Origin of the sequence: Micromonospora sp. NBC_01699 (assembly GCF_036250065.1) — a bacterium.
Taxonomy (GTDB): domain Bacteria; phylum Actinomycetota; class Actinomycetes; order Mycobacteriales; family Micromonosporaceae; genus Micromonospora_G.
Genome location: NZ_CP109199.1, coordinates 6,732,988 through 6,748,277, shown reverse-complemented (window position 1 = coordinate 6,748,277; position 15,290 = coordinate 6,732,988). Strand labels below are relative to the sequence as shown.

12 protein-coding genes are annotated in these 15,290 nt (G+C 72.4%); 9 read left to right on the top strand and 3 right to left on the bottom strand.

The window, feature by feature from the left end; translation table 11 throughout:
* Positions 1-230 precede the first annotated feature (230 nt).
* Positions 231-2,690, bottom strand: coding sequence for a penicillin-binding protein (locus OG792_RS27595; protein WP_329103722.1), 2,460 nt, complete (start codon positions 2,688-2,690; stop codon positions 231-233).
* A 229-nt stretch (positions 2,691-2,919) separates the two neighbouring features.
* On the opposite strand from OG792_RS27595, the gene OG792_RS27590 reads away from it, so the two are divergent.
* Together OG792_RS27590 and OG792_RS27585 are read left to right on the top strand one after the other, a co-directional pair.
* Positions 2,920-4,212 carry a M16 family metallopeptidase gene (locus OG792_RS27590; protein ID WP_329103721.1) on the top strand — a complete coding sequence of 431 codons (1,293 nt, stop codon included), beginning with the start codon at positions 2,920-2,922 and terminating at the stop codon, positions 4,210-4,212.
* The gene (locus OG792_RS27585; RefSeq protein WP_329103718.1) at positions 4,209-5,555 is read left to right on the top strand and encodes a M16 family metallopeptidase; all 1,347 of its coding nucleotides are present in this window, start codon (positions 4,209-4,211) and stop codon (positions 5,553-5,555) included. The genes OG792_RS27590 and OG792_RS27585 overlap by 4 nt, the downstream gene beginning before the upstream one ends.
* Positions 5,556-5,630: 75 nt before the next feature.
* On the opposite strand, the gene OG792_RS27580 is transcribed toward OG792_RS27585, so the two are convergent.
* Positions 5,631-6,797 carry a phosphatase PAP2 family protein gene (locus OG792_RS27580; protein ID WP_329111469.1) on the bottom strand — a complete coding sequence of 389 codons (1,167 nt, stop codon included), beginning with the start codon at positions 6,795-6,797 and terminating at the stop codon, positions 5,631-5,633.
* A gap of 191 nt (positions 6,798-6,988) precedes the next feature.
* Between OG792_RS27580 and OG792_RS27575 the strand changes: the two genes are divergently transcribed.
* From OG792_RS27575 to OG792_RS27545, 7 genes are all read left to right on the top strand, one after another.
* Complete coding sequence (locus OG792_RS27575; RefSeq protein ID WP_329103716.1) at positions 6,989-7,429, top strand: hypothetical protein; 441 nt, start codon at positions 6,989-6,991, stop codon at positions 7,427-7,429.
* Positions 7,426-8,454 carry an MFS transporter permease gene (locus OG792_RS27570; protein ID WP_329103714.1) on the top strand — a complete coding sequence of 343 codons (1,029 nt, stop codon included), beginning with the start codon at positions 7,426-7,428 and terminating at the stop codon, positions 8,452-8,454. The genes OG792_RS27575 and OG792_RS27570 overlap by 4 nt, the downstream gene beginning before the upstream one ends.
* Positions 8,455-8,492: 38 nt before the next feature.
* A complete protein-coding gene (locus tag OG792_RS27565) occupies positions 8,493-9,524 on the top strand; it encodes an aspartate-semialdehyde dehydrogenase (protein ID WP_329103712.1) in 1,032 nt (343 codons plus the stop codon).
* A gap of 77 nt (positions 9,525-9,601) precedes the next feature.
* Positions 9,602-10,042 (top strand): PPOX class F420-dependent oxidoreductase, encoded by a 441-nt coding sequence (locus tag OG792_RS27560; RefSeq protein WP_329103710.1) that lies wholly within the window; start codon positions 9,602-9,604, stop codon positions 10,040-10,042.
* 137 nt (positions 10,043-10,179) lie between these two features.
* Entirely contained in the window at positions 10,180-11,415 is a 1,236-nt protein-coding gene (locus OG792_RS27555) for a M20 family metallopeptidase (RefSeq protein WP_329103708.1), read from the top strand.
* Between the two features lie 214 nt (positions 11,416-11,629).
* On the top strand, positions 11,630-12,790 hold the full coding sequence (locus OG792_RS27550; protein ID WP_329103706.1) for a carboxylate-amine ligase: 1,161 nt from the start codon (positions 11,630-11,632) through the stop codon (positions 12,788-12,790).
* Positions 12,791-12,943: 153 nt separating this feature from the next.
* Positions 12,944-13,543, top strand: a complete 600-nt coding sequence (locus tag OG792_RS27545; protein WP_329111468.1) for a nitroreductase family protein — start codon at positions 12,944-12,946, stop codon at positions 13,541-13,543.
* A 33-nt stretch (positions 13,544-13,576) separates the two neighbouring features.
* Here the strand turns inward: OG792_RS27545 and OG792_RS27540 are convergent, their stop codons facing one another.
* Positions 13,577-15,202, bottom strand: coding sequence for an NAD(P)-binding domain-containing protein (locus OG792_RS27540; RefSeq protein WP_329103704.1), 1,626 nt, complete (start codon positions 15,200-15,202; stop codon positions 13,577-13,579).
* Positions 15,203-15,290: the final 88 nt, after the last annotated feature.

Sequence of the window (15,290 nt, the reverse complement as noted above, 5' to 3'; positions counted from 1 at the left end):
ACCAGTGTCCCCGGGCCTCACCTAACTGCCCTCGCGGAATACCGTTCGGCTGGAGCCGCGTCGTGCCACTCGCCGAGAGGCGACCTGCACACCGACACCCGCGCCGCCCATGGCAACAGCCGTGGGCGGCGTATTTTTTCGCCCTGATCCGTACCCTTTCCCGGGTTTCCACCCGTGCCGCCCACGACTCGGGTCGTGGGCGGCATCGTGGGCGGCCTCCCCAGGCGCGGTCAGCGGTCGGGCGGGACGGATAGACCTGCCATCGGGGCGAACCGCCCGTTGCTCAGCCGCAGGACCACCACGGCCCCGGCGACCGACCGGGTGCCGGGAGAGGTTTCGGCGGCGGTGCCGCCCGGGCAGTCCGAGTCGATCGGATCCGGGTGCACCGCGACCCGGAAGCCGGCCGACCGCAGCCGCTGCGCCGCCTCGCCCGCCGGAGCGCACTCCACCCCCGGAAGGGGTTGCTCGGGCAGGCCCATCAGGGTTGCCGTCGTCCTCGGGAAGTCCCGCTTCGGCTTGCCCTTCATCGCGTCGGCCAGGGTCAGCGACACCGCCGGATTCACCACCTCGCGCGGCATCTCGGTGGTGCCGTCCGGCCAGTCCGGGTCGGCCAGGACGCCGGCGACCGTGAGCGAGGTGGTCGTCTCCACCACCGAGGCCGTACGGCGGCCGTCAGTGGTGCCGGTCTTGCCGGCCAGCGGGTGCCCGACGAGCCGACGGGCGTCGCCCACCGTCCCCTCCCGGCACCGGTTCGCGGTCGACGTGTCCCCGACCGGGCAGCGGGCGGCGTCGATCGCCGCGTACGCGACCTCGGGGCGGACGGCGCGCTTGCACCGGGGGCGCACCGCGTCGAGCGGACCGCCGGTCCGATCGCGGATCTCCTGCACCGGCGTCGGTACGCAGTACCGACCCCCGGCGGCCAGGGTGGCGTACGCGTTGGCCAGCTCCAACGGGGTGGTCGACGACACGCCCAGGGTGAACGCGCCCCACCGGTCGGCCGACTTCGGATCGCCGGCCAGTGCCGCGTCACCCTGTGCCCGGAACCCGATCCCGAGCCGGCGGGCCACATCCACCGCGTTGGCCGCCCCGACCCGTTCGACCAGCGGGACGAAGTACGTGTTGACCGACGAGCCGAACGCGGACCACATGTCGTGCCGGCCGGCCATCTCCTCGTCGTAGTTACCCGGGCAGTACCGCTCCGTACCCGGACAGGCGGCCGGACTGTCCCGTTCGACGGCGTACGACGACTCGTACCGCAGCGGTGCGTCGATGGTGGTCGACAGCGGGATGCCCTGCTCCAGGGCGGCCACCACGGTGAAGATCTTGAACGTGGAGCCGGCCTGGTAACCGACCACGTCGGTACCGCCGGTGAGCAGCGGATTGGTCGTACGCGGATAGGTGCCCCGGATCCCGGCCGCCGCCTTCGCCGGATCGGTGGCCGGGCCGTTGGTCGGCTCCGCCGGGTCGTCCAGGGCGAAGGTACGGTTCGTCGCCAGGGCCCGTACCCGGCCGGTGCCCGGCTCGACGGCGGCCAGCATCAGCGCCTGCGCCGTCCCGGTCGGCAGTTCACGCTCGACGTTGCGGTGCGCCGCCGCCTGGGTCGGCGCGTCCAGGGTGCTGACGATCCGGTACCCGCCGCCCTTCAGCCGCCGCTCCCGGTCGTACTCGGTGCCGCCGAACGTGTCCTGACCGAGCCACCACCGGTAGAAGTAGTCACAGAAGAAACCCCAGTCCTGCCGGCCGGTGACCGAGCAGCCGTTCGCCGGCACCCGACCCTGCACCGCCAGCGGCACCGCCCGCGCGGCGCTCGCCTCCGCCTCGCCGATCGCCCCGGTCTCGACCATCTGCCCGATCACCCAGTCGCGCCGGTTGCGGGTCTCGGCCGCGCCCCGCCCGGTGTGGTCCAGCGCGTCGTAGAAACTCGGCGACTTCACCAACCCGGCCAGCATCGCCGCCTCCGGCACGGTCAGCTCCCCGGGCCGCTTGCCGAAGTAGAACCGGGCGGCGGCCGAGACGCCGTACGTGCCGTGGCCGAACGGGGCCAGGTTCAGGTAGCGCGCCAGGATCTCGTCCTTGCTCAGGTGCGCCTCCAGCACCGAGGCCCGACGCATCTCCCGTAGCTTGCGGCCACCGGTGTCCTCGCTGGCCGCGACCACCGTCTGCGGGTCCGACGCCGAGTAGGTAACGGACATCCGTACAAGTTGCATGGTCAGCGTCGACGCGCCCTGGCGGCCACCGACGCTGTTCGCGACCAGCGCCCGCAGGAAGCCCCGCAGGTCGACGCCGCCGTGCCGGTAGAAGCCGTGGTCCTCGGCGGCGACGATCGCGTCCCGCATTGCCGGGGCGATCTCCGCGAACGCCACGTCCCGGCGGTTCTCGTCGAAGAACACGGCCAGTGGGGTCCGGCCGTCGGCGGCGAACACCCGGCTCGCCTGCGGTGCCTGGGCCACCCGCAACTCCACCGGCAGACTCTCGAACGTCTCCACTCCGGCCCTCGTCAACAGACCGGTGAACGCCAGACCGGGAAACGCCAACCCGGCGACCAGCACCCCGGCCGCCAGACCGGCGACCAGCATCGTCCCGATCCTGGTCAGCCGGACCCGCCGGGGCGACCGACCGGGCGACCGGTCGGCCCGGTGGACACCGCGCCGGCCGAACGGACCGGGTCGGACTTGTCGGTGCGCGAACATTCGACACCACCTTCGGGTACGACCGGCAGCGGACAGGACGACCGGTGCAGCCGACCCGGACCACCCGCCACCGATCCCTGCCCAGTAGATCTGCCGGGCGGACCGGCGGTGGCCGACGCGGCGAGGATCCCCCGAAGGGGATCGCGATCGTGGCCCGCGCACCGACGGCTCGGCAGTTCGCAAGACCACCTGTGCCGCGACGGCGCCCGGATCGGATAGCGTCGTGCCCATGCCCGAGACCGGTTACCCCTGGCCGATCGAGACCACCCGGCTGGACAACGGCCTGCGTGTGGTCGTCAGCGAGGACCGCACCGCCCCCGTGGTGGCGGTCAACCTCTGGTACGACGTCGGGTCGCGCCACGAACCCGACGGCCAGACCGGCTTCGCCCACCTCTTCGAGCACCTCATGTTCGAGGGCTCGGTGAACGTGGCCAAGACCGAGCACATGAAGCTGATCCAGGGCTCCGGCGGTTCGCTCAACGCGACCACCAACCCGGACCGGACCAACTACTTCAACACGGTGCCGGCCGAGCACCTGGCCCTGGTGCTGTGGCTGGAGGCCGACCGGTTGGGCGGCCTGGTGCCCGCGCTGACCCAGGAGACGCTGGACAACCAGCGTGAGGTGGTGAAGAACGAGCGGCGTCAGCGCTACGAGAACGTCCCGTACGGCGACGCGTGGCTGCGCCTGCTGCCACTGCTCTACCCGCCGGGGCACCCGTACCACCACTCGACGATCGGGTCGATGGAGGACCTGAACGCCGCCGACCTGGCCACCTTCCAGAACTTCCACAGCACCTACTACGCGCCGAACAACGTGGTCCTCACCGTCGTCGGCGACACCTCGGCCGGCGAGGTCTTCCGGCTGGTCGAGCGGTTCTTCGGCGGGCTGAAGCCGCGAGCCGACATCCCGCCGGCACCGGACGGGCTGGTGGTGCCGGCGACCGGCGCACCGGCACGCGAGACGGTGTACGCCGACGTACCGGCGCCGCGGGTCTACCTGGCGCACCGCACGTACCCGTTCGGCACCCCGGAGTACGACGCGGTGACCGTACTCGGCTATCTGCTCGGGCACGGTCGGGGCAGCCGGCTCTACCAGCGGCTCGCCGACGGGGCCCGGCTCGCCCAGCCGGACAACATCGGCGCGTACGGGGTCGACCTGGCGCACGCGCCGGCCCCGCTGATCATCACCGCCACCGCCCGTCCCGGTGTGTCCGCCGAGGAGCTGACCGCCGGGCTGACCGAGGTGGTCGACGAACTTGCCGACGGCGGGGTGACCGGGGCGGAACTCGACCGGGCCCGCGCCCTGCTGACCACCGCCTGGTGGCGTTCGCTCGCCACGGTCGACGGCCGGGCCGACACCCTCGGCCGGTACGCGCTCCAGTTCGGCGACCCGGCCCGCGCCGCCGACCGGCTGCCGGGCTGGCTCGGTGTCGGTGCCGACCAACTGGCCGAGGTGGCCGCCGAGGTGCTGCGTCCGGCCGACCGGGTGACCCTGACCTACCTGCCGGAGGAGAAGGCATGACGCTCATCGCTGACCGTCCGGAGACGGGCGAGCCGAGGCCGTACCGGTTCCCGAACGTGGTCCGGCGGACGGTGGCCGGCGGTGAGGTGGTCGCCGCCCACCTGCCCGGCCACAACCTGGCCGCCGCCACGCTGCTGCTCGACGCGGGCGCCGGCCGGGAGCCGCTCGGCCGCGAGGGGCTCGGCGGGGTGCTGGCCAAGGCCCTCGAAGAGGGGACCGCCCAGCGGGACTCGTCGGCGTACGCACTGGCCCTGGAGGGGCTCGGCACCGAGCTGAGCATCGGCAGCGACTGGGACGCCTTCCAGGTCGGGGTGCAGGTGCCGGTCCGCCGGCTGCTGGCCGCGGTGCAACTGATGGCCGAGGCCGTCCGGACGCCCAGGCTCGACCCGGCCGACATCGATCGGGTACGCGACGACGAGGTCACCGCGCTGCGGATGTACTGGGCCAACCCCGGCCCCCGGGCCGACGCCGCGCTGCGGGCCGACCTGTTCGGCGCCGACCAGCGGCACGGCCGCCCGATGGACGGCGACCCGGACTCGGTGGCCGCGATCGGGGTGGACGACGTCAAGGCGTTCCACGCCGACTGGCTGCTCCGGCCCGGCACCCTGCTCGTCGCCGGTGACCTGGACAAACTCGACCTCGACGCGCTCGGCGAGGCGGCGTTCGCCGGAGCCGCCGGGCAACCGGCACCGGTCGAGGGGCCGATCGGGGTCGCCGTACGCGAACAGCGGCGGATCATCGTGGTGGACCGGCCCGGTTCGGTGCAGTCGACGTTGCGCCTCGGGCACCCCGGACCGCACCGCGCGCACCCGGACTACGTGCCGATGACCCTGGTCGGCACCGTGCTCGGCGGGGCGTTCACGTCGCGGCTGAACCACCTGCTGCGCGAGGTGCGCGGCTACACGTACGGCATCCGCTCCGACTTCGGCCTGTCCCGGCGGTTCGGCCGGTTCGTGGTCGCCGGCAACGTACAGACGGCGGTGACCGCGCCCGCCCTGGTGGACGCGATCGGCGAGATCAGCCGTACGGCGGCCGAGGGCGTGACCGAGCCGGAGTTGGCGGTCGCCCGGTCCTGGCGAGCGGGTCAGCTCTCGGTCGAGTTGCAGTCGCCCCGGGCCATCGTCGGCGCGCTCGGCACCCTGGTGCTGTACGGGCTGCCGGACGACTACCACGCCACGTTGCGTACCCGGTTGTTGGCCGCGACCGAGGCGGAGGTCTCCGCGGCGGCCGCGACCCACCTGCACCCGGACGGCCTGACCCTGGTGGTGGAGGGCGACGCGGCGCTGATCCGGGACGAGATCGTGGCCACCGGCCTCGGCGACGTGGTCGACGCCGAGCGGTAACCGCCCGGTTCGAGTGTGCGGAGCCGGCCGGTTCGAGCGTGGTCGAGCCGGCCGGTTCGAGTGCGTGGGGGCCGGTCAGCGGGGACGCTGGCCGGCTTCCGTGCGGTCGTCGGTGCCGAGCCGCGCGCCGTCCTGCTCGGGAGCCGACCTCGGGCGCGGTGTCCCGGCCGGGTCCTTGCCGCCGGTACCGGTGTCGGCCATACCGGTGTGGGGTGCCCCGCTCGGCCGGCCGCCCGGTTCGCCGGGGACCTGCGTCGGGCCGCCGGGATCGGTCGGCGCGCCGCTCGGACCACCGGGACCGGTGGTCGGGTCGACCGGCGGCGCGGTGTGCGGGCCGCCGGCCTCCGGGCCCGGGCCGGTCGGGCCGGCCAGCCGCGCCCGACGCGCCGCCCACCAGCGCTCACCCGCACCGACCAGCAGGAACACCCCCACCACGTACGCCCAGCCGACCAGCACGTCGAGCACGTAGTGCTCGCCGGTGTAGACCAGGGTGAAGGTCATCGCCAGCGGGTACGCCAGCAGCAGCGGCCACCACCGGCGCTTGACCGACGGCAGGAAGAACAGCACCACGAACAGCGCGAACGCGGTGTGCAACGACGGCATCGCGGCCACCGGGTTCGAGGCGAGCTGGAGCAGGTTGAGCGAGTTGCCGGCGCCGTGCAGGCCGAACTCCTGCCAACCCCGGTTCGAGATCCGGAGCACCTCGACCGGCAGGTAACCCTCCACCGAGGCCCACCACGGCGGGGCGGCCGGGTAGACGAAGTACGTGATCAGACCGGCCAGGCTCAGCGCGAACCAGCGGCGCATGAAGGCGGCCCAACGCGGGCGTGACTTCATCCAGAGCACTACCGCGGCGGCCAGCGCGGCGACGAAGTGGGAGAAGTAGACGAAGCTCGCGAGTACGTCGTACCAGCGGACGTCGGGGTGGTAGAGGTGCTGCTGCAACCAGATGGTGGGGATCTGGCCGCCGGTGGCCCAGCCGAACATCCACTCGTCGGCGTGGATCAGCTCGGTCACGTGCGGGTCGAAGTAGTCGTCGGCGAACCCACGGGAGATGTTGTAGACCACCAGCAGGAGCACCACCGGCAGCCAGTCCCGGGCGAAGACCAGGTGCTGCCGCCAGGGCAGGTGGCTGCGCCACGCCACGGTCGCCGCCCAGAGCCAGAAGAAGGCGTAGAGCGGGTCGGTGGGCAACCCGATCAGCAGCCAGCCGGCCACGAAGACGACGACCCAGGCCGCCATCGCAGCTGTCCGCCGCACACGCAGCTCAGCGGGGGTGCGTTCGGTGGTGGGCCCGGCCGGTTGCTTCCTGCTCATGGCGACCCAGGCTAGCCGGCCGGGTCGGGCCGGGCCGACGGTGGGGCGGATGTCCGGGATGGGACGACCCGGCCGGGGTGGGAAATTTTCCGGGCCCCGGCAGTATTGTGCGGCAAATGGAATCGCTGACCGCCCGCGGTCGCCTGGTCCGGGTGGTGGTGACCCTGGTCGGCGCCGGTCTGTTGTTGGCCGGGACGCTGGTCGGCTCCGACGACAACTTCCCGTTCGGCCCGTTCCGGATGTACGCCACCACCGACCGGCTCGACGCCCCGGTGGCCGAGGCGCTGGTGCTGGCCCGGGACGCGGCGGGGGACAGCCTCGTACTGACCGAGCGGGAGACCGGTATCCGCCGGGCGGAGATCGAGGGGCAGATGAGCCGGTTCACCGCCGACCCGGCGCGGCTGGTCCTGGTCGTGGACGCGTACCACCGGCGTAACCCGGACCGGCCACCGCTGGCCACGGTCTCGATAGTGATCCGCCGGCACGCCATGGTCGACGGGCGGCCGACCGGGGTCGACACCGACGAGACCGTCGTCAACTGGCAGGTGACCCGGTGAGGCGGGTCGGCGACTGGCTCACCACGCCGGTGCCGCTGGGCCGGGTGGCGGCGTTCCGTACGGTGGCGTACCTGCTGGTGGCCGCCGACGTCGTCTTCTTCACCGGCTGGCTGCGGGGCCGGACCGCGGTCTCCGGCGAGCTGTACGCGCCACTGCTGGTCGGCCGGATGCTGCCGCTGCCGACCCCGAACGCGGCCCTGGTGACCACGCTGTTCTGGGTGCTGCTGGCGGCCACGCTCGCCGCCGCCACCGGCCGGGCGCCCCGGCTGCTCGGCTGGACGGTGCTGGCCCTCTACTTCGAGTGGCTGGTCATCGCGTTCAGCTACGGCAAGGTCGACCACGACCGGTTCGGCATTCTGGTCGCCCTGGCCGTGCTGCCGACCGTCGGCCGGGCCCGGCACGGTGACCTGACACCCAGCGCCGCGGCGGGTTGGGCGTTGCGGGCGACCCAGCTCGCGGTCATCGCCACCTACTTCCTGGCCGCGTGGGCGAAGCTGCGCTACGGCGGGCTGGACTGGCTCACCGGCGCCACCCTGGCCCGCGCGGTGATCCGGCGCGGCACCTTCGCCAGCGACTGGCTGCTCGACGTGCCCGTACTGCTGGTCATCGGGCAGTTCGGGATCATGGCGTTCGAGCTGACCAGTCCGCTGGTGTTCGTACTGCGCGGCCGGGCCCGGTACGCGATGATCGGTTTCTTCTACGTCTTCCACGCCGTGACCTGGTCGGCGATCACCATCTCGTTCATGCCGCACCAGGCGGCGATGACCAGCTTCCTGCCGCTGGAACGGGTGCGCCCGGTGGTCTGGGTCCGGCGCCGCCTCACTCGTGCGCGGAGCGGCCCGCTCGGCGTACCGGTGTCGCCGGCCGGACCGGTGGCCCCGCCGCCGGCCGTTCCGCCACCGGTGGCGGTGGCGGTGGCGGTGGCCGGGGTCGCCGAGCCGGGTCCGCCGCCGGTCGAGGACGCCGGCGGGGCCGGCGGTGCCGGCGGGAGCGGTGCCGCCGAACGGGCCGGCGGTGGGAACTGAGTGCCGGTCCCGGCGATCTTCTGGGTAGCCTCACAGACATGAGGATTGGCATTGTGGGCGCCACCGGCCAGGTCGGCGGCGTCATGCGGCAGGTGTTGGCGGACCGGCGGTTCCCGGCGGAGCAGGTGCGGTACTTCGCCTCGGCGCGGTCCGCCGGTCAGGTGTTGGCCTGGGGTGACACCGAGGTGACCGTCGAGGACGCGGCGACCGCGGACTACCGCGGACTGGACATCGTGCTCTTCTCCGCCGGTAAGGGGACGTCGCGCGAACTCGCGCCACGGGTCGCCGAGGCCGGCGCGGTCGTGATCGACAACTCCTCGGCCTGGCGGATGGACCCCGACGTGCCGCTGGTGGTGGCGGAGGTCAACCCGCAGGCCGCGGCCGTACGGCCGAAGGGCATCATCGCCAACCCGAACTGCACCACGATGGCGGCGATGCCGATCCTGCGCCCGCTGCACGACGAGGCCGGACTGGTCAGCCTCGTCGTCGCCACGTACCAGGCGGTCTCCGGTGCCGGTCTGTCCGGCGTCGCCGAACTCGACGAGCAGGTACGCAAGGTCGCCGAGCAGGCCAGCGGCCTGACCTTCGACGGATCGGCGGTGGACTTCCCGGCCCCGCGCCAGTTCAGCGCGCCGATCGCGTTCAATGTGCTCCCGCTCGCCGGCTCGATCGTCGACGACGGGTCGGGCGAGACCGACGAGGAACAGAAGCTGCGCAACGAGAGCCGCAAGATCCTCGGCATCCCCGGGCTGCTGGTCTCCGGAACCTGCGTACGGGTGCCCGTGTTCACCGGTCACTCGTTGCAGATCAACGCCCGCTTCGCCCGGCCGATCAGCCCCCGGCGCGCGGTGGAACTGCTCGCCGACGCGCCCGGCGTGGCGCTGGCCGAGGTGCCGACCCCGCTTGCGGCGGCCGGTCAGGACCCGACCTACGTGGGGCGGATCCGGGCGGACGAGACCGTCGAGCACGGCCTGGCGCTCTTCTGCTCCAACGACAACCTGCGCAAGGGCGCCGCCCTCAACGCGGTCCAGATCGCCGAGCTGCTCGCCGGCACCGGTTCACCGGCCTGAGGTATCCGTACGCGAACGGGTCGCCGGTCAGCGTCGCCCGGCGGCCGGCGGTGGAACAGTCAGTGGAGGAGGACGACATGGCGGACGACGAGTTCGACGGGGCACTGCTCGACCTACTGGGCAGCCGGCCGTACGGGGTGCTGACGACGATCAAACGCGACGGGCGACCCCAGCTCTCCAACGTGGTCTACCACCTGGACCGGAAGCGGAACCTGATCCGGGTCTCCGTCACCGACGGCCGGGCCAAGACCGCCAACCTCCGGCGGGACCCGCGGGCGAGCATGCACGCCACCTCGGCCGACGGCTGGGCGTACGCGGTCGCCGAGTGCGTCGCCGAGCTGGCTCCGGTGGCTACCGACCCGCACGACGACACGGTCGAGGAACTGATCGACCTCTACCGGTCCATCGGCGGCGAGCACCCGGACTGGGACGACTACCGGCGGGCGATGGTGGCCGACCGGCGGCTGGTGCTGCGGCTGACCATCGGGCGCGTCTACGGCATGCCGCCCCGGAACTGACCCACCCCGCCGGCCGGTGCCGGGCCCGATCGTCGAAGGTAACGCCGGATTGCTCTCTTGTCGTGGTCACAGTGGCGGAAATGCTCTCTTGTCGCTGATCGGCGATCCGGGCGCATTCCCACTCCTACCATCGGGCAATGGTGCATCTCGATGCGATCCGATCAGCAGCCCGGTCCCTCACCCCGACGTGTAAGGACCGGATCGGCGAACTTGTCTCGTGTGAATCACCGCCCGGAGCCCTGCCCCAACTGAATGCCTGTGCCGACCTGCTCGCCGGCTGGGGCGAGGCCATCCTCGGCCGTCCCGCCCAGCGGGTGTTCCGCGACGGACTGCCCCACCTGCTCTGGCCCGCGCAGCGGCAGCAGGTGCTGCTGCTCGGACACTTCGACACGGTGTGGCCGGCGGGCACCATCGACGAGTGGCCGTACCGGGTACGGGACGGGATCGCCACCGGTCCCGGCGTCTGCGACATGAAGGGCGGCATCGTCCAGCTTTTCGCGGCGCTGTCCCTGCTCACCGACCCCTCCTCGGTCGGGGTGCTGCTCACCTGCGACGAGGAGACCGGCTCGACCACCTCGCGGCCACTGATCGAGGAGCAGGCCCGGCGCTCGGGCGTCGTACTGGTGTGTGAGCCGTCCACCGAGGACGGGGCACTCAAGGTGGCCCGCAAGGGCGGCTCCGTGTACCGGGTCGAGGTGCACGGCCGGGCCGCCCACGCCGGGGTGGAGCCGTTCCGGGGGATCAACGCCACCGTCGAGCTGGCCCACCAGGTGCTGGCCGTACAGGCCCTGGCCTCCGTACCGGACGGTACGACGGTGACGCCGACCGTGGCCGCCTCCGGCACCACGACGAACACGGTGCCGGAGGCGGCGAGCTTCAGCGTCGACGTCCGCTCCTGGAGCCGGGCCGAACTGCACCGGGTGGACCGGATGATGCACCGCCTGGTGCCCCGGCTGGCCGAGGCCGGGCTGACCCTGCGCGGCGGCCTCAACCGGTACCCGATGACCCGCGCGGTGGCGCTGCCGCTGCTCGCCGCGGCCCGGTCCGCGGCGGTCGCGATCGGCCTGGAACCACCGGTGGGGGTTTCCGCTCCCGGCGCGTCGGACGGGAACTTCACCGCCGCGCTCGGTGTGCCCACCCTGGACGGACTCGGCGCGGTCGGTGGCTTCCCGCACGGCCGGGGCGAGTACATGGACCTGCGTCGGATGCCGGAGCGGGTGGCGATGCTGACCGCACTGGTCGAGCGGCTGCTGGCCGGGCCGCTGCCACCGCACCTCGCCCCGGCCGCACTCGACGGATCGCCCGTGACCGGCGACCCGGTCGGAATGGACGTTCCGGCCGTGCTCGACGTGCCGGCCGGTCAGCCCGGCTGAGGTCCACCGGGGCGGCGAACGGTCGTACCCGCCCGCCCGGCGGCAGTCCCGTCGGCGACACCCGGCGAGCGTAGTGCGCGGAGTTCGGTCCGGCTGCCTAGGATCGGGGCAGCACTGCTGTCCGCCGTTTCCGGGTCCGGCGGACCGGGCCCACGCCGTTCGTGACGGCCGCCGGCCGGCTCGCCGAGCGCACCCGGCGAAGGTGAGCGCGGGTATGACCGGCACAGCCGAGATCGCGGCGGAGCTTCCCGCCGGCACCGTCGTCGGCCCCCGGTTCGGGGTCGAGGAGGAGTTCCTGGTCGTCGATCCGGAGACCAGGGAGGCGGTGCCGCAGGCGGAGGCGGTGCTGCGGCGGGCCCGGCCGGAACTCGGCGACCTGGTCGGCGGCGAGATCACCACGTTGCAGGTCGAGACGAAGACCGCGCCCTGTGACAACGTGGCGGACCTGCACCGGCAACTGGTACGGGGACGGGCCGTGATCGGGGCCGCCGCCGCGGCCGAGGGACTGCGGGTGGTGGCGAGCGGCAGCGCGGTGCTGGGCGACGTCGTCCCGCCGCCGATCGTCTCCGGCGAGCGCCCGGCCCGGGGTACGGCGACCTTCCGTGGCCTGCACGACGAGGTGGCGATCTGCTCGGTGCACGTGCACGTCGAGATGCCGGACCGGGACCGGGCGGCGCTGGTCAGCAACCATCTGCGGCCGTACCTGCCGGTGTTGATCGGGTTGACGGCGAACTCGCCGTACTGGGCGGGACGGGACACCGGGTACGCGAGCTGGCGCACCATCGCCTGGCACCGCTGGCCGGTGGCCGGGCCGCCGCCGTACTTCACCTCGGCCGAGCACTACGACCGGACAGTGGACACCCTGCTCGACGCCGGTGCGCTGGTCGACCTGGGCACCCTGTTCTGGGACATCCGGCTGTCGGCACACCTGCCCACCCTGGAGATCCGGGTCGCCGACGTACCGATCACCGCCGAGGAGTCGGCGCTGTTCGCCGCGCTGGTCCGGGCGCTGGTCGTACGCGTCGGAGTAGAGGTCGACCGGGGCGAGCCCGGACCGGGCGTCCCGGCCGAACTGCTCCGGGTGGCCTACTGGCGGGCCGCCCGCGACGGGCTGGCCGGACACGGCGTCGACCCGCTCACCGGCGAGCTGTGGCCGGCGGTCGAACTCGTCGACCGGCTCCACCGGTACGTCGCGCCGGTGCTGGCGCGAAACGGTGACCTTCCGTCGGTCACCTCCTGGTTGGACCGGCTGCTCGGCTCGGCGGCCGACGGCGCGGTGCGCCAACGTCGGGCGGCGGCCCGCCGCGACCGGCTCACCGACGTGGTGGACGATCTTGTCGCACAGACCGTGCCGGAGCTGGTCGAGGTCGATTGAGCACGCTCGCAGTGGGCAGCCGCCCCGGTCCGGGCCACCCTTTAGAGGTACGGCCACACACCTGGGGAGGCGTGGATGAACACCGCGCAGCAAACGATCGGACCGATCCAGTCCACCCGACTGGTCCAGTCGACTCGGCGTCCGCCGGCCGAGATGGTGAGTACCGCACGGGCGTACGCGGAGCAGATGTGCGCCCGCCGGTCGGTGCGTGACTTCTCCCGCGAGCCGGTGCCGCCGGAGGTGATCGAGGCGGCGGTGGCCGCCGCGGCGAGCGCGCCGAGCGGGGCGAACCGGCAGCCGTGGCGGTTCGTGGTGCTCACCGACCCGGACCGCAAGCGGCTGTTGCGGGAGCGCGCGGAGGCGGAGGAGCGGGATTTCTACGACCACCGGGCCAGCGACGAGTGGCTGAGCGCGCTCGCCCCGATCGGCACCGACTGGCGCAAGCCGTTCCTTGAGGTGGCGCCGGTGGTGATCGTGGTGTTCGAGGTGCACCGGGGTGGGGAGAACCCCAAGCCGTACTACGTGAAGGAGTCGGTCGGCATCGCGGTGGGGATGCTGATCAGCGCCCTGCACCTGGCCGGGCTGGCGACGCTGACGCACACCCCCAGCCCGATGCGGTTCCTCAACGAGGTCTGCGAGCGCCCGGCGCACGAGCGTCCGTACCTGGTGCTGCCGGTGGGTTACCCGGCCGACGGCGCGCGGGTGCCGGAACTCACCCGCAAGCCGCTGACCGAGGTGATGATCGAACGCTGACCCGGCGAGCCGGGTCAGCCCGTCGGGGCGGGATCAGACCGGTGGCGACACCGCCGGTACGCCGGACCGGCCCAGTTCGTCCTGGAAGAACGCGTGCAGCGGGGCGATGTGCCGGTCCTGCCGGGTCCACTCGGCGAGTAGGTCCTCCAGCAGGTGCCGCTCGGCTACCAACTCGCCGTTGCGGTAGTGCCGGACGACCGGGTGGATGAAGGCGCTCTCGGCCGCCCGGTCCGGCGACGGGTGGCGTTCGATCGCGAAGACGTCGGCGTACTCGTCCCGGCCCCAGCGCAGGGTGACGGTGTAGCAGTCGCCGAACCGGTCCACCGCGTAGTCCTCCGGCAGGTCCTGGTAGTACCGGAACTCACCGGTGTCCTCGTCGGGCACCAGCGCGTCGCAGAGGTACTCGAACTGGGTCCAGAGGGCCGAACTCCAGTTCAGCCGCTCCAGCACCAGCGAGGTCATCTCCTTCGGCTCGGCCGGCAGCACGTCGTACGGCAGCGGCTCCTCGCCGTACGCCTCGCGGAGCAGGCGGGTGAGCGTACGCAGGTTGTAGCGGAACCCGTCGATGAAGGCCGACGAGGCGCGTTTGAAGTCCCGGGCCTGGGCGATGGTGCCGGCGAAGTACAGCCCCGGCACGTTGGTCGACTGCCAGTCCGGGCCGGTCGCCGGCATCCGCCCGTTCGGGGCCAGCTCCGGCCGGCAGTTCGGGGCGAACACCGAGGTGTCCATCACGAACCCGGTGCAGCGGATCACCGAGTCGTACTCCAGCAGCTCCCGTTCGCCGTCGGCGTGGGTGTAGCTGATCTCGACCTCGTACGCGTCGCCGGCCGGGCGGATCACGTCGACAACGCAGTCGAGCACCGCGTGCAGCGTCTTGAACTGGTAGCTGTCCAGCATCGCGCCGTAGTGGGTCCGTACGTTGCCGGGGTGTTTGGTGTTCCAGGCGAGCTGGAGCGTTCGGGGGCTGGCCACGTGCACCATCGCCGCGTGGCCGAGGATCGCCGACGCCGTCTCGAAGGCCGAGTTGCCCTTGCCGATGATGAGCACCCGCTGGTTGGTGAAGGCCGCCGGGTCGGTGTCGACCGTCTCGTAGCCGATGGCGTGCTCGATCCCGTCGATCTGCGGTACGTAGGGCGTCGCCCAACCGGTGGCGACGATGACGCAGCGGGCGCGGATCAGCCCCCGACCGGTACGGACCAGGAAACCCCCGCCGTCGGCCTCGTCGAGCCGTTCGATTCGTTCGACGGCCTCGTTGAACCGGATCCCGAGCCGGTGTTCCCGCTGGAAGTCGTCGAGATAGCGGACCAGGTCGTCGGCGTGCGGGAAATAGTCGCTGCTGTAGTGCGGGAAGTGCAGGTCGGCCCGGTCGTTGAGCAGCGAGTTCCAGTCCCAGCGGAGCCGGATCTCGGGGTCGTTGCTGTGCGTGTGCACCTTGTTGAGGGAGATCAACCGGCGGTGCCGGGGGTAGTGCCGGAAGAAGGTCGCCGGCTCCGGTTCGCGCTCCAGGGTGACGTAGTCCGCGCCGGCTTGTTGCAGGTAGTAGCTCAGTTGGATCCCGGCCGGGCCGCCGCCGACGATCACGTACCGGTGCTGTTCCGGCTCTGTCGTGGAGTCCCCGCCGGTCGGCCGATGTTGCTCGCTGGTCCGATTCTCGGTCACGCCGCTACCTCCAGGTTGCTTACCGCTAGAGATCGACCATGGAGGATTCCTTGGAGCCTGTCAACGGGAGTTCGGAAGGGCCCGTTCC

Coding starts and splice junctions, on each gene's coding strand:
- OG792_RS27575 (WP_329103716.1), top strand. CDS start 6,989: ATGGAATCGCTGACCGCCCGCGGTCGCCTGGTCCGGGTGGTGGTGACC.
- OG792_RS27555 (WP_329103708.1), top strand. CDS start 10,180: ATGGTGCATCTCGATGCGATCCGATCAGCAGCCCGGTCCCTCACCCCG.
- OG792_RS27560 (WP_329103710.1), top strand. CDS start 9,602: ATGGCGGACGACGAGTTCGACGGGGCACTGCTCGACCTACTGGGCAGC.
- OG792_RS27545 (WP_329111468.1), top strand. CDS start 12,944: ATGGTGAGTACCGCACGGGCGTACGCGGAGCAGATGTGCGCCCGCCGG.
- OG792_RS27580 (WP_329111469.1), bottom strand. CDS start 6,797: ATGGCGGCCTGGGTCGTCGTCTTCGTGGCCGGCTGGCTGCTGATCGGG.
- OG792_RS27550 (WP_329103706.1), top strand. CDS start 11,630: ATGACCGGCACAGCCGAGATCGCGGCGGAGCTTCCCGCCGGCACCGTC.
- OG792_RS27585 (WP_329103718.1), top strand. CDS start 4,209: ATGACGCTCATCGCTGACCGTCCGGAGACGGGCGAGCCGAGGCCGTAC.
- OG792_RS27590 (WP_329103721.1), top strand. CDS start 2,920: ATGCCCGAGACCGGTTACCCCTGGCCGATCGAGACCACCCGGCTGGAC.
- OG792_RS27565 (WP_329103712.1), top strand. CDS start 8,493: ATGAGGATTGGCATTGTGGGCGCCACCGGCCAGGTCGGCGGCGTCATG.
- OG792_RS27595 (WP_329103722.1), bottom strand. CDS start 2,690: ATGTTCGCGCACCGACAAGTCCGACCCGGTCCGTTCGGCCGGCGCGGT.